We start from the raw sequence: 12,375 nt of genomic DNA, 5'->3' as shown, positions 1-12,375 counted from the left end.
CACTCACGCAGGCGGGGCGAAGAACTCGAGTGCGATGTTGTCCACGTCTCGGAACGAGATACCCAAACCGTATCCTGCGTGTTTGATGCCGGAGTGCTCGATCTTCAACTCGTCCAGCCTGTCTCGCCACTGGACCAGTTCTTCCTGGGAACAACCGAACGCGATGTGATCCAGGCCCGCGCGGCGTTCGTCGAACGGCCCCTCAGCCGTCGAACCGTGGTGTGAATGTAGCCCGAACAGCATGCCGTTCGCGAGTGCGAAAACCGAATGATGGAAGGTTCCCGACTCTTCGTCCTCGTCCAGAACCGGGCGGGAATCGAACAACTTCGAATACCATTCGACGCTCTTCTCGAGGTCTGTCACCGTTATTGCAACGTGGGCCAAGCCTGGAAAACTGGACATTTTCGGTGGACCTTTCGGATGGGCGCTCGCACTACCGTGAACCTAATCGAGACTGTTGCACGGCGAGACGTCATGGACGAAAGCTGCCCATTCGGGTAGGTGCGAAAAAGCCCATGCCTCCGTACCCGAACGGGGCACAGAGGCGATCACGAACCGCTTCGAATTCAATTGCAGGACAGCAGCATCAAGTGGAATTCATGCAAAGCCGACTCCAGAGTCGTGCACTTCCCCGAACCCTGCTCCCAGATGTGGATGGCCAGCTGGAATCCCAGCGCTACGTCGGCGGCGTCCGACAGTTCGGATTTCTGCGCCGCTGGTGTGGTCTATTTTTCGGCGAGACCTGTTGCCGCTGCGAGATATTCACGCGAGTCTCGAAACGTCTGCGCCACACCGCGTCCCGCGACGGCTCGGTACCGACTGATCTGATCGTCATCGAGAAGATCGAGCGCCGTGGTGGAATCCGCGTGCATCCAACCGCCGTCTCGCACCAGTTTGTGGGCGCGTTTGCCCTGTAGGGCAGAAATTCCCTCGACTCTGATTCCCTTCGGATCGGTCGACGCTGCTATGTAGTAAGCCTTCTTCCCGGGGTAACCGGCCTTGACCTTCGCGCGCAACCGCAAGACGGCATCGGCCGCGTCATCGATGGCAGACAACTGCTCGTCGGAACCCGATTCGGCAGCAGAGACTCGCGCAATCTCCGCATCCAGTCCAGCAAGCAAAGTGGCGAGGTACTCGAGGTCGCTCATCAACTCATGATGCCTTACGACAGCGATCTCCTACACCAGGGGACTGACCCAGGTGGTTGCTGACTGCGCGCCATATATGCACACTATCGGCCGCTATCGGTGGGATCCCGTCGATAACCGTCGATAGTGTGCACTGAGGCACCGAGCGACCACACGAAAAAGGCTCCGACCACACCATCTGGTCGGAGCCTTTTCGCTGGAGAGCCTCCTAACGGGATTGAACCGTTGACCGCTCGCTTACAAGGCGAGTGCTCTACCGCTGAGCTAAGGAGGCGTTGGTGCTGAGCCAGCATATCCACTCACTCCTCGCTCAGTAACAGCAGGTACCTTGTGCGTGGATCACCCCAGCTATGTAAAGACGGTCATGACTTTCCTGCAAGACGTGACGGCCTCGCTCAGCCGTCTCACCGGCGAGCGTCGCGCCACCATCGACACCCCTACGGCCGCACCTTCACCACTGCGGCCGATCGACCTCACCGACGATGCTGTGGTGGCAGAAGTGCTGGATCTGGCGGTACGCGTCGGTGAGGTGCTTCTTGCGTCGGGGACTTCCGCGATGGATACGGCATCCCAGGTGCAGTACATCGCGGCCACCTACGGCCTCGCTCGCTGCGATGTCGATGTCACCTACAACTCCATCACGATCAGCGCTCACCGCGGCCCGACGCGGCCGCCGGCGTCGACGATGCGGATCGTGGAATATCGGTCGATGGACTTCACGCGTCTGGCTGCCGTGGACAACTTGATCCGGGATGTCCGCGTCAAGATGGTGTCGCCGGCGGTTGCGCGCGAGACGTTGGACGCCATCACCAAGGCGCCGCACCCGTACAACCGTTGGATCGCGACACTTGCTTGGTCTGGCATGGCAGCGGCGATCAGTGTGTTGGTCGGTGGCGATGCGCTGGTGGCGGTGGTGAGCTTCTTGACGACGATGGTCATCGACCGGATCGGTCGAGTCCTGAACCGGGTGGGTCTGCCGTTCTTTTTCCAGCAGGTGGTCGGCGGGTTCGTTGCGGCGACCCCGGCCATCACGTTGTACAACTTTCAGGAGCAGCTGAATATCACGATTTCACCGTCGTTGGTCATTGCGGCGGGAGTGACGGTTTTGCTGTCGGGACTGTCGTTGGTGGGCTCGGTGCAGGACGCCATCACCGGGGCACCGATCACTGCGTCGGCGCGATTCTTCGAAGTTCTGATGATGACGGGCGGGATCATCGCCGGTGTTGCGACGTCGTTGAAGATCGCCGCGATCGTCGGAAGCGATCTGCCGCTGATCACCAACAACCCGCCCCCTGGCATCGACGAGTTGCCGACGAAGGTACTGGCGGGTGCTGCAGCCTCGTTGTTCTATGCGCTTGCCTGCTATGCGGAGCGTCGTGCGTTGACAGCGGCGTTCCTCGGCGGCTTCGCTGGCGCCCTGGTCTACCTGCTCATTCAGACGCTGTCCACCGGGCCGATCATCGCGTCGGCGTTCGCAGCGACCGTCGTCGGTCTGGCCGGTGGTCTCATGGCTCGTCGCGCGCTGATTCCGCCGCTGATCGTCGCGGTCGCCGGCATCACGCCGCTGTTGCCGGGTCTGTCGCTGTACCGAGGCCTCTACGCGTTGCTCAACGACCAATTGCTGCTCGGCATCAGTGCGTTGCTCGCAGCGTTCGGTATCGGTTGCGGCCTCGCGGCTGGGGTCACGCTCGGCGAGTGGGGAGCGCGTACGTTGCGTCGTCCACGCATCTTGGCTCGCACCGAAGAATTGCTACGTCCTACTCTTCGACGCAGAGAAGAACCGCGCCGTCCGGTTGTTCGCCGGCGACGCGGTCCAGTCGAGCTCAAGAAGAAGAAGAAAATTCAGGCCTCAGGGGTTCCCTCTGCGGACTGACGTGCAGCTGCGTCGGCCTCCATTGCTTCACGGAGGCTGCGGGGGCGCATGTCCGTCCAGTTCTTCTCCACGTACTCCAAGCATGCTGCGCGGGTGTCTTCACCGAAGACGACCTTCCAGCCCTGGGGGACATCGGAGAATGTGGGCCACAACGAGTGCTGGTCTTCGTCGTTGACCAGCACGAAGAAGCGTCCGTCTTCGTCATCGAATGGATTGGTACTCATCTCGCCTCACTCGTCGCAAACGTATTGTTATCGGCAGTCTTCTGTGTGAAGTGCCCCCGACCCTAGCAACGCACAGTATCGCACTCGAGTGCTGACGCTGGAGGTCAGCTTCGGAGAAACTCCAGCACGGCGCTGTTGATCGCCTCGGGCCGCTCCAGATATCCGAAGTGCCCGACGTCGGGAATCTCGACGTATTGGGCGTCGGGGATCACCTTCGCCAGCTCGGCGCTGAGGTACGGGGGGATCATTCGGTCGTGCTCGAATCCGACCGACAAGCAGGGCACTGAGATCTTTCCGTACGCTGCACCTCTGTCGAAGTTCTCGTCCATCCCCAGCTGAGCCCGCACGCCGGGTGATGTGGGAGCCGTCGAGAATTCGAACAGGTCGAGCCAGTCACGCGCCGATCGGGAGTCGGCGAGTGTGGTCGGGGACAGGTTCATCACGGCTGTGATCGCCGCGGCGTACTTCGGTGGCAAGGCAGTCCTGGCGTCGGCGAGTTCCCGTTCACCTTCGCCGAGGGTCTTCTGAAACTCGTCGAGACGGGCATGTCCGGCGAGGAATACAGCTTTGCGGACCAGTTCGGGTCGCGTCAGCGCCAGTTCCTGCGCGACGCGTGAGCCCATCGAGGTACCGACGACATATGCCTTCTCATGGCCCTCACGAATCAGTTCGATGAGTCCGGCGGTATCGGCTACGAGATCGTCGATTTTCATACCCTGCGCACTCTCCGACGAGGGCCCTATCCCACGATTGTCGAAATAGCAGACGCGGTAGCCGGCTTCGACGAGTTCGGGGACCTGATGCAGGTCCCATACTCGTCCCGGGCTTCCTGTGCCCATGATGAGAACGACCAAATCGCCAGAACCTTTGACCTGGTAATTCAGCGAAATCCCGTTCACGGTTGCGATCGGCATGTAACTCCTTTGCTCGTCTGCGGCTGGAGGAAAGCTTACGACCGAGCGCACGGGGTGGTCGACCGGCGGGTTTCCGGCTTGACTCGGTCGGGTAGTCCACCATGGTTGCGAGCTCGGCATGTAGGACGCTGTCGAGCGAATTCCACCGGGGAGTAGAAGCGAGGGTCACTGCAGTGAGCAATGAGAACGCATCCGAAGAAGCCCGCAAAGGCCTGTTCGACGCGGTCAAGGGCAAGGCCAAGGAGGTTGTCGGGGCAGTAACCGGCAACGATTCCCTCACCACCGAGGGGCAACTTCAAAGCGCACAGGCCCGCGAACGCGCAGAGGCGAACGCCACCGAGATGGCAGCCCAAGCGCAATCAGAGGAGGCTGCCGAGGATCTCGCCGCCGTGCGAAATACCGCCGAGCAACAGCGCGATGCGGCCAGCGCGAGCGCCGAGTCCTCGGCAGAAAGCGCTCGTAGAGTCCAGCAAGCACAGCACGTCGCGGCCGAGAAGGAAAAGCATCAGACCGTCCGGGACGAGGTTGCCGACGCCGAGGTCGACGCACGCGCCGAACAGATCGAGGCGCTCGCAGAGGGCCAGGCCGACGCCGCAGCCGCGACACAGGACGAATTGAAGGCCGTGCAGGAGCATGGCGAAGAAGTGGCCGAGGCCGATGCTGCCCGGGCGGCAGCAGACCGTGCTCGACGCAACGCCGAATCATTGCGCGAAGACATCAACCCGTGAACAGGAGCAGTCCTTCCATGAACGTACTCAGCATTCCGCTGTCCATTCTCAGATTTCAGTACAAGATAATCCGAATCCCATTGCACCTGTTCGAAACCAGCGTCGTGCAGACGTGGAGCACCGACGCACCCGCTCGCATTGCGTACGAGCGCACTGTCGGATCGCTCGACAAGGCCGTCGGCAGCGTGCTCGGTGACAAAGATGTCGAGCAACGTGGCGAAGCTCAGGTCCACCTCAGCGAAGAGTTGGCCAAGGCCCGCAAGCTCGAAGCCGACGCCGACGCGACCCAGGCAGTCGCCGATCAGAAGCTGAGGGCCTCTCGCGAAGCAGCCGAGAAGGAACGTAAAGCTGCTGCCTTAGCCGCAGACGACGCTGCACGAGAGGCGCGTGAGCAGGCCGAACAGCGCAAGCAGCAGGCCGCTCAGGAAGCCGAAGCGACAGCTGCCGCGGAGAAGAAACGCGCCAACGAGGTGGCCGAGTCCCGGGCGGCCCAAGCCCGCGCAGCGGAGAAGAAGCAGCACGAGCAGATCGCCAAGTCCGAGAAGGCCGCGGCCGCACCTGCAGAGTCCGAACTGGCGGACGCCGCTGAAAGCAAAGAAGAGGCCGAGGACAAGAAAGCCGAAGCAGCGCGTATCGAAAAGCTGTTCCTGGCAGAGAAGAACAGCTGAGCAAGCCGATCGAAAGACCGAAAGCGTCCCTCCGGGGGCGCTTTCGGCGTTTCGGAGCTGACTATCGCCCCTGCCAGGCCGACCACAGTTCGGCGTAACGCCCGCCCGCCGCGACGAGTTCGGCGTGTGGCCCCTGCTCCAGGATTTTGCCGTGTTCGAGGACCACGACACGATCGGCGGCGGCGGCCTGGGTAAGCCTGTGTGCCACAACGAGTGTGCTGCGTCCGCGGGTTGCTGCTGCCGCTGCTGCTTCCAGGTCTCGGGCGCCGGCGCTTCCGGCCTCGGCGGTCGCTTCGTCGAGCACGGCGACGGCGGGGTCGGCGAGGACGAGCCGCGCAAGTGCGAGCTGTTGCGACTGGGCGGAGGTCAACTCGTGTCCGCCTTCTCCGACAACGGTATCCACGCCGTCGTCGAGGGTGTCGACCCATCGGGTGGCGCCGACGGTGTCGAGTGCTGCGTGGACGTCCGCTCGGCTCGCGTCCGGTGCCGCGAGTAGTAGATCCTCGATCAGCGGGCCCGCGAACACGTGTACTTCCTGGCTGACGATCGCGATATGCCTGCGCAGCCCTTTCTCGCCCAGTTCAGCGAGCGTCGCGCCGCCGATCCGTACCGTGCCGGAGGTCGAATCGATGGAGCCCGCTGCGATTGCTGCGATCGTCGACTTGCCCGCACCGGTGGATCCGACGAGTGCGACGGTCTCCCCCGCACCGACGGTCAGGTCGATTCCGTGCAGAACTTCGTGGCCGGTGTCGTACGAGTGTCGCAGATCGGTGATCTGCAGCGTTCCGTCGACCGGGACCGCACCTGTCCCAGGGGATCGCTCATCGGGTACGTCGATGACGCCGACCAGTCGCGCGAGGCTGGCGCCCGCCGATTGCACGTCGTCGAAGGAGAACATGAGCATGCCGATCGGGTTGAACAGCCGGTGAAACAGCAGCGCAGCTGCGGTTACTTGGCCGACGGTCACGTGATCATCCTGAACCAGCAGGAATCCGGCGGCCAGAATTACTGACAGTCCGACGCATTCGGCACGGTTGCTGCGCGCACCGAAGCGTGTGAAGAGTCGGAACACGTCGATGCCGATGTCTCGAGCCTTGCCCGACGCCTTGTCGATTTCGGCCAGGTGTGTGTCTTCGAGTCCGTAGGCGCGAACGGTGCGTGCGCCCTGCATGCTGCTGATGAGTGCCTGGGATCGCTCGCCCATGGCGACGCGCTCGGCGGCGTAGAGGGGTGCCGATTTCGGTAGGTACCAGCGCAGGGCCAGCACGTACATCGGGATGGCGACCATGCCTGCGAGCCCGAGACGCCAGTCCAGGCTCAGCATCGCGACCACGCTCAGCGATACGAGGAGAATCGCGGAGACGATGTTGGGGATGACCTCACCGATCGACTTCGCCATGACTGCGACGTCGTCGCCGACGCGGGAAAGCAAGTCTCCCTTGCCGACTCGTTCGAGTGTGCCGATCGGCAGATGCAGTGCGCGCCGAAGTACCCGTTCGCGCAGCGTCGCGAGAGTCCGCTCGCCGAGTGTGCTGATCATGTAGGTGCTCAGCGCAGTGAAGATACCTCCGATCACAGCGGCCGTGGTGATGACGACCACCACGCTCACGATCGTCGACGTCGGGGCACCTTCGGTTACGCGGTCGACGAGGACGCCGAAGACGTAGACGGGGATGAGTGACATGGCCGCCGAGACGGCACTGATCGCGAGGGTGAGGAGAGCAAGTCCCCGTTGGGCGCGTATTTCGCCCGACAGGTAGGCCCACGACCGCTTACCCGTCGCGATGGGGAGAAGTTCCGGTGTGGTCATCGCAGGACCGCCCCCTTGTAGCGTTCGTCGGCGGTTGCGAGGTGGTGATGCGTTCCCTCGGCGACGACGCGTCCGTCGTCGACGAGTACGACTCGATCCGTCACTGCGAGGAGGGCGGGACTGGTGGTGATGAGGATGGTGGTCTGGGCACGATCGCCGCAATGGCGCAGTTCCTTGATCCCGGCGGCAATGGAGTGTTCGGTGACGGCGTCCACCGCCGTTGTCGGGTCGTGCAGGACGAGCACCGGAGCCGACACCGACAATGCCCGGGCCAAGGCGACGCGTTGACGCTGACCGCCCGACAAGCTGGCCCCGCGATCGGTGACTGCGTGGTCGAGGCCACGCTCGTGCATCGCGACGACGTCGGTAGCGGCAGACGCGGCGAGTATTCGGTCGAGTTCGTGATCCTCGCGGGCGCGCCCGGCGGAGACGTTCGTTCGCACAGTGCCCGCGAACAGGTCGGTGTTGTGCGGTTCCACCAGAACTGTTCGACGCGCGTCGGCCAGCCCGAGTTCACCGAATCCGAGGCCACCGATGGTCACTGTGCCGAGATAGTCGTCCTCGCAGATCTGCCCGGACATCACCGCGGCCAATGCCTCGCCGTCCTGAGGCCGCAATGCCACCACACCGAGGAGTTCCCCAGGAGCGGCCGTAAGGTCGAAGCCGTCGAGAGACCGGTATGCGATGCCCGTGGCGGCGATATCGGTGGCCGGCGTTGCCACCGAACCACCTTCTGCCAGAACGTGATCCGCGCCGAGCACCAAGGCCAGGCGATCGGCCGAACCTCGCACGACTGCAGCGACACCCGGTAGGCGCGACATCGTGGTCAGCGGTTCGATGATGAACTGCGACAGTCCGACCACCGTGATGAGCTCACCTACCGAGATTCGCCCCTGTAGGGCGAACAGTCCTGCTGCACCGGCAATTCCGACCGACAGCAGCGCACTGACCGTCGTCGAGAATCCGAGGTAGATACTGTTGGCTTTGGCCATCTTCATCGTCGCGCTCAATGCGGTGCGGCTCGAGGCGAAGAATCGGGCCGACGCTGCGTCCTCGGCACCGATACCGCGTAGTGGACGCACCCCACCGACCAGGTCGGTCGCCATGCCGGACACTCGCGCAATCTCTGCTTGTTGCGCCTTCGCGGCCTTGGTCAGCAGCGGAGCCGCACGCTGCAGCCCGAACATGATGACCGGGGTGGCGATGACGACCGCCAACCCCAACGGAATGTCGATGATCAGCAACGCAACTGCGCTGACGAGGGTGGCTGTGATCGCCGCGGCCGTACGCGCGATGACATCGAGAATCCACGACGTCTTCTCGGCGTCGGAGGTGGAAACGGACAGCAGTTCGCCAGATACGAGGTCGGTGCGCACGCCTCGGGGATGGAGCACCCGGCCTGCGATCTCGACGCGCATCATGTGCGCCTCACGTTCGATCGCCACCACGATGATGCGCGCGCCGAAACGAAACGCATACGACAGAACCACGAACAGCCCAGCGAGAGCCAGCAGCGAGATGATCATCGCGGTTCCGTCACCGGTGTCGATGGCTCGGCCGACGATCAGACCGATCGCGACCGGAACCATCGTCTCGCAAAATTGATGCAAGCAGAGGAACACGGTGGAGATGATCATCCGGGTGCGCTGGCGTCGCACACTCCGGCGAAGAATCGCTGTACCGGTCAAAGGGGGGGTCGTGGTCGTCGACGCAGCCATCACGTCACCGAGGAACAAAAGTGCATTGATCGACCCTAATCCATGCCCCGATAGGGCCCAGGTCACTTCGGCGAGCATTGCGCTCGTTCAGGGGAAGTGGCGAGAGGGCGACCAGTTCTCATAGAGTTGGTGCCGACGCGAAAGAAACTCTCGCGAGCACCACCTATCGAGTACGCCAGCAACCAAACGGAGACGATCATGGCCGCCAATACGACCACGGACAAAGACATCGCCGACGACGAGATCGTCGCATTGGCCGACGAGACCGCCAGCCAGGCGCAGCGCGTCGTCGCTGCATACGCGATCGACGCAGAAGAGTGCCGCATGCTGTTTGCGATGCTGGGCATCGAACCGGCGGCACGACCAGAGTGACCCCACGCACCAGCAATTGCACTTTCTGAACGATGAGCCGATAGGACAGTAGTGGCTGACGCCTCGCAGGGTTCCAATTTCGTCGTCGTGGCCAACAGGTTGCCCGTGGACTTGGAGACGCTTCCCGACGGGAGTACGCGATGGAAGCGAAGCCCCGGCGGGCTGGTGACGGCACTCGAACCGATCCTTCGAGCCAACAACGGCGCCTGGGTGGGCTGGCCAGGGGTCCCCGATGTAGAGGTCGAGCCGTTCGTCGAGGACGAGCTCGAACTGTGTCCCGTCACGTTGAGCGAGCGTGAGGTAGCGGACTACTACGAGGGCTTCTCCAACGGCACCCTGTGGCCGCTCTATCACGACGTCATCGTCAAACCGATCTACGACCGTTCCTGGTGGAATGCCTACGTAGAGGTCAACCGTCGGTTCGCCGAGACGACCTCTGCTGCGGCAGCCCAGGGCGCGACGGTGTGGATTCAGGACTACCAGCTCCAGCTGGTCCCGAAGATGCTGCGGATGCTGCGCCCGGATCTGACCATCGGGTTCTTTCTGCACATACCTTTCCCGCCGGTCGAGTTGTTCATGCAGATGCCGTGGCGGACCGAAATCGTCGAAGGCCTACTCGGCGCCGACCTCATCGGATTCCATCTCGCGGGCGGCGCCCAGAACTTCCTGTACCTCGCCCGCAGACTCGCCGGTCAGGTCACCTCCCGCGGATCCGTCGGGGTGCGGTCCAAGCTCGGATCCGTCCAGGTCGGCTTCCGGACGGTACGCGTCGGCGCGTTCCCGATCTCCATCGATTCGGGGGATCTCGACGAGAAGTCACGCCGCAAGGCGGTCCGCGATCGCGCCAAGCAGATCCGTAAGGATTTGGGTAACCCGAAGCGCATCATGCTCGGGGTCGACCGTCTGGACTACACCAAAGGAATAGACGTCCGGCTCAACGCATTCCGCGAGCTTCTCGAAGAGGACCGTGTCGATCCGGCCGAGAACATCATCGTCCAGCTCGCCACACCGAGTCGCGAACGCGTCGAAAGTTACAAGGCGATGCGCGGTGAGATCGAACAGCAGGTCGGCCGCATCAACGGCGAGTACGGCCAGGTCGGCCACCCCGTCGTGCACTATCTGCATCGGCCGATCCCGCGCGACGATCTCATCGCTTACTTCGTCGCAGCAGACGTCATGCTGGTCACTCCCCTGCGCGACGGGATGAATCTCGTCGCCAAGGAGTACGTCGCGTGCCGCAGCGATCTCGGTGGTTCGCTCGTGTTGAGCGAGTTCACCGGTGCCGCTGCCGAACTCCGTCAGGCATACCTGTGCAACCCGCACGATCTCGACAGCGTCAAGGACGCCATCATCCACGCGCTCGAGCAGTCGCCCGAGGACGGCCGACGGCATATGCGCGCCATGCGTAGGCAGGTTCTCGCACACGACGTCGACCGATGGGCAAGGTCATTTCTCGACGCGCTGTCGAATCCGCCGCAGGACGGCCCAGCGATAACTCAGCGCTGATTCGACTCCGATGGCCCACTGGAGGCACCTGGCCTCCAGTGGACTGTGCTCAGATCGGAGCCAACTCGCTTGCGAGCCAACGCCCGTCGACTTTTTCCATCTGCATCCGTACCCGACTTCCGCTACTGGCAGCGTCAGGAGCCTCGGTGCTGGTGGTGATCTGATTGAGGAACAGCAATATCGTTGCATCGTCCGGATCGGCCGAAACGACGGCGGTGCCCTGCACGGTGACCTGAACGGTGAGCGACTTTTCCTTGGCACTGGGAGCGATCACATCGGTCACCAACTTGGTGTATTCGTCTTTGAAGTCTCCGGTCAGACCGTCTGCAGCAGAGCCCAATTGCTGATCCACATTGTCGAAGTCGTAGGCCAGCATCGAGGTAGCCTGCGTCGAAGCTGCTGCTACGGCGTCGGTACGTGCCTGCTCGGTCTGCTCGTTCTGCCGATACTGATAGAACAGCACCCCGACACCGGCGGCAAGCGCCAACACGATGACGACAGCCAAGCTGCGCACAAGAATTCCAGATTTCATCACGGCACGAACTCCACTCTCGACGCGGTCATCACGTCACCGTCGTCAGCGACTGTTACGCGCAACCGGAAGTCGCGCGGCTGGGGTTCTTCGGCATCGGAGTTCTTCACCATTGCACGTGCAGCCACCAGGACATCCGCTGCATCGTCGCTGATGTTCTCGATTCCAGCTTCGATGATCTCACCGTTCGAGTCGACACGAGCCTGCTTGACGACGTCGACGAACGGCCCTTCACGGCCCTCGAACTCGGCCTTGAAATCACCACTGGCGCCGGCCAGCAACCGATCCACGTCCTCTTGCGCCGAATCGGGATGAATCGTCGTCAGATTCAACACGGTCTGTCGGGCGGTCTGTACGAATCGCTCGGCTTGCGCGTCTTCGGCGTTCGTCGCTCGATTGGCCAGGAAAAGGTAGACGCCTCCAGCGAGCAACGCGAGAACCACGACGACGAACAACGACGTCAGCACTACGCCGCGCCGGTTCGTTGTCGACTGCGGGGCATTCTCGTCCTGCTCGGGCTTTTCTTCTTCCAGCCGAGCATCTTCCGTCGTCGGCGTCGGCGTTGTCGGCTTCTTCTCGGCGTCAGCCTCGGCGAGGGAGGATTTCGGTTCCTCTTTCTTCAGGTCCGGAGTGTCGACGGGGGGGTCCTGTGCGGTCGCCGGTGCCTCGAAAGTGTTCTTCGAAGCCGATTCGCCCGCGATAGGCCCTGCCGGTCGTACTGCCCGACGGCGTGGGCGCCTCGGCGCCGTGCCCTCGTCGTCTGCCATAAAAACCTTCCTCGTTGCGTCCAGTGGTCGTGCCGACTAGAACCGGTGTCGACCTACATCTCATTCACATTGTGCACGCTGTGGGTAACAGAACGGTCGATAACTAGAACTGGTT

Annotated in this window: 13 protein-coding genes and 1 tRNA gene; 5 read left to right on the top strand and 9 right to left on the bottom strand. The window is 62.7% G+C overall.

The annotated features are described in order from the left end of the window. Positions 1-3 precede the first annotated feature (3 nt). The 3 genes from QMK32_RS07565 to QMK32_RS07555 all read right to left on the bottom strand — a co-directional run bounded on the left by QMK32_RS07565 (position 4) and on the right by QMK32_RS07555 (position 1,422). The gene (locus QMK32_RS07565; protein ID WP_283474116.1) at positions 4-402 is read right to left on the bottom strand and encodes a VOC family protein; all 399 of its coding nucleotides are present in this window, start codon (positions 400-402) and stop codon (positions 4-6) included. A 323-nt stretch (positions 403-725) separates the two neighbouring features. Next, complete coding sequence (locus QMK32_RS07560; protein WP_283474114.1) at positions 726-1,148, bottom strand: phosphate acetyltransferase; 423 nt, start codon at positions 1,146-1,148, stop codon at positions 726-728. A 202-nt stretch (positions 1,149-1,350) separates the two neighbouring features. Further along, a tRNA-Thr gene (locus QMK32_RS07555) sits at positions 1,351-1,422 on the bottom strand. 90 nt (positions 1,423-1,512) lie between these two features. On the opposite strand from QMK32_RS07555, the gene QMK32_RS07550 reads away from it, so the two are divergent. Beyond that, positions 1,513-3,021, top strand: coding sequence for a threonine/serine exporter family protein (locus QMK32_RS07550; RefSeq protein ID WP_283474111.1), 1,509 nt, complete (start codon positions 1,513-1,515; stop codon positions 3,019-3,021). On the opposite strand, the gene QMK32_RS07545 is transcribed toward QMK32_RS07550, so the two are convergent. Together QMK32_RS07545 and QMK32_RS07540 are read right to left on the bottom strand one after the other, a co-directional pair. Further along, a complete protein-coding gene (locus tag QMK32_RS07545; protein WP_084347229.1) occupies positions 2,991-3,245 on the bottom strand; it encodes an MbtH family protein in 255 nt (84 codons plus the stop codon). The genes QMK32_RS07550 and QMK32_RS07545 overlap by 31 nt on opposite strands. Before the next feature lie 104 nt (positions 3,246-3,349). Then, positions 3,350-4,159 (bottom strand): alpha/beta fold hydrolase, encoded by an 810-nt coding sequence (locus QMK32_RS07540; RefSeq protein ID WP_283474110.1) that lies wholly within the window; start codon positions 4,157-4,159, stop codon positions 3,350-3,352. 173 nt (positions 4,160-4,332) lie between these two features. On the opposite strand from QMK32_RS07540, the gene QMK32_RS07535 reads away from it, so the two are divergent. Further along, on the top strand, positions 4,333-4,887 hold the full coding sequence (locus tag QMK32_RS07535; protein WP_283474109.1) for a general stress protein CsbD: 555 nt from the start codon (positions 4,333-4,335) through the stop codon (positions 4,885-4,887). A 17-nt stretch (positions 4,888-4,904) separates the two neighbouring features. Further along, the gene (locus tag QMK32_RS07530) at positions 4,905-5,555 is read left to right on the top strand and encodes a hypothetical protein (RefSeq protein ID WP_283474108.1); all 651 of its coding nucleotides are present in this window, start codon (positions 4,905-4,907) and stop codon (positions 5,553-5,555) included. Positions 5,556-5,616: 61 nt separating this feature from the next. On the opposite strand, the gene QMK32_RS07525 is transcribed toward QMK32_RS07530, so the two are convergent. After that, on the bottom strand, positions 5,617-7,365 hold the full coding sequence (locus QMK32_RS07525) for an ABC transporter ATP-binding protein (RefSeq protein ID WP_283474107.1): 1,749 nt from the start codon (positions 7,363-7,365) through the stop codon (positions 5,617-5,619). Then, complete coding sequence (locus QMK32_RS07520) at positions 7,362-9,083, bottom strand: ABC transporter transmembrane domain-containing protein (protein WP_349307557.1); 1,722 nt, start codon at positions 9,081-9,083, stop codon at positions 7,362-7,364. Before QMK32_RS07520 ends, QMK32_RS07525 begins: the two co-directional genes overlap by 4 nt. Before the next feature lie 198 nt (positions 9,084-9,281). On the opposite strand from QMK32_RS07520, the gene QMK32_RS07515 reads away from it, so the two are divergent. Then, positions 9,282-9,455: a hypothetical protein gene (locus QMK32_RS07515; protein ID WP_269301362.1), complete on the top strand. Its 174-nt coding sequence runs from the start codon at positions 9,282-9,284 to the stop codon at positions 9,453-9,455. A gap of 51 nt (positions 9,456-9,506) precedes the next feature. Then, a complete protein-coding gene (locus QMK32_RS07510; protein WP_269301363.1) occupies positions 9,507-10,961 on the top strand; it encodes an alpha,alpha-trehalose-phosphate synthase (UDP-forming) in 1,455 nt (484 codons plus the stop codon). A gap of 49 nt (positions 10,962-11,010) precedes the next feature. On the opposite strand, the gene QMK32_RS07505 is transcribed toward QMK32_RS07510, so the two are convergent. After that, positions 11,011-11,493: an Rv1363c family protein gene (locus QMK32_RS07505; protein ID WP_283474104.1), complete on the bottom strand. Its 483-nt coding sequence runs from the start codon at positions 11,491-11,493 to the stop codon at positions 11,011-11,013. Then, a complete protein-coding gene (locus QMK32_RS07500) occupies positions 11,493-12,260 on the bottom strand; it encodes an Rv1363c family protein (protein WP_283474103.1) in 768 nt (255 codons plus the stop codon). Before QMK32_RS07500 ends, QMK32_RS07505 begins: the two co-directional genes overlap by 1 nt. Between the last annotated feature and the right edge of the window lie 115 nt (positions 12,261-12,375).

Origin of the sequence: Rhodococcus sp. H29-C3, from assembly GCF_030063405.1 — a bacterium.
In the GTDB taxonomy this organism is placed as follows: domain Bacteria; phylum Actinomycetota; class Actinomycetes; order Mycobacteriales; family Mycobacteriaceae; genus Rhodococcoides.
Note: the sequence above shows the minus strand (reverse complement) of the source record. Positions and strands in the feature narration are given on the sequence as shown.

What these genes read in the sequence shown, in the direction of transcription:
- QMK32_RS07565 (WP_283474116.1), bottom strand. Translation starts at nt 402, where the DNA reads ATGTCCAGTTTTCCAGGCTTGGCCCACGTTGCAATAACGGTGACAGAC.
- QMK32_RS07560 (WP_283474114.1), bottom strand. Translation starts at nt 1,148, where the DNA reads ATGAGCGACCTCGAGTACCTCGCCACTTTGCTTGCTGGACTGGATGCG.
- QMK32_RS07550 (WP_283474111.1), top strand. Translation starts at nt 1,513, where the DNA reads ATGACTTTCCTGCAAGACGTGACGGCCTCGCTCAGCCGTCTCACCGGC.
- QMK32_RS07545 (WP_084347229.1), bottom strand. Translation starts at nt 3,245, where the DNA reads ATGAGTACCAATCCATTCGATGACGAAGACGGACGCTTCTTCGTGCTG.
- QMK32_RS07540 (WP_283474110.1), bottom strand. Translation starts at nt 4,159, where the DNA reads ATGCCGATCGCAACCGTGAACGGGATTTCGCTGAATTACCAGGTCAAA.
- QMK32_RS07530 (WP_283474108.1), top strand. Translation starts at nt 4,905, where the DNA reads ATGAACGTACTCAGCATTCCGCTGTCCATTCTCAGATTTCAGTACAAG.
- QMK32_RS07525 (WP_283474107.1), bottom strand. Translation starts at nt 7,365, where the DNA reads ATGACCACACCGGAACTTCTCCCCATCGCGACGGGTAAGCGGTCGTGG.
- QMK32_RS07520 (WP_349307557.1), bottom strand. Translation starts at nt 9,083, where the DNA reads ATGGCTGCGTCGACGACCACGACCCCCCCTTTGACCGGTACAGCGATT.
- QMK32_RS07515 (WP_269301362.1), top strand. Translation starts at nt 9,282, where the DNA reads ATGGCCGCCAATACGACCACGGACAAAGACATCGCCGACGACGAGATC.
- QMK32_RS07505 (WP_283474104.1), bottom strand. Translation starts at nt 11,493, where the DNA reads ATGAAATCTGGAATTCTTGTGCGCAGCTTGGCTGTCGTCATCGTGTTG.
- QMK32_RS07500 (WP_283474103.1), bottom strand. Translation starts at nt 12,260, where the DNA reads ATGGCAGACGACGAGGGCACGGCGCCGAGGCGCCCACGCCGTCGGGCA.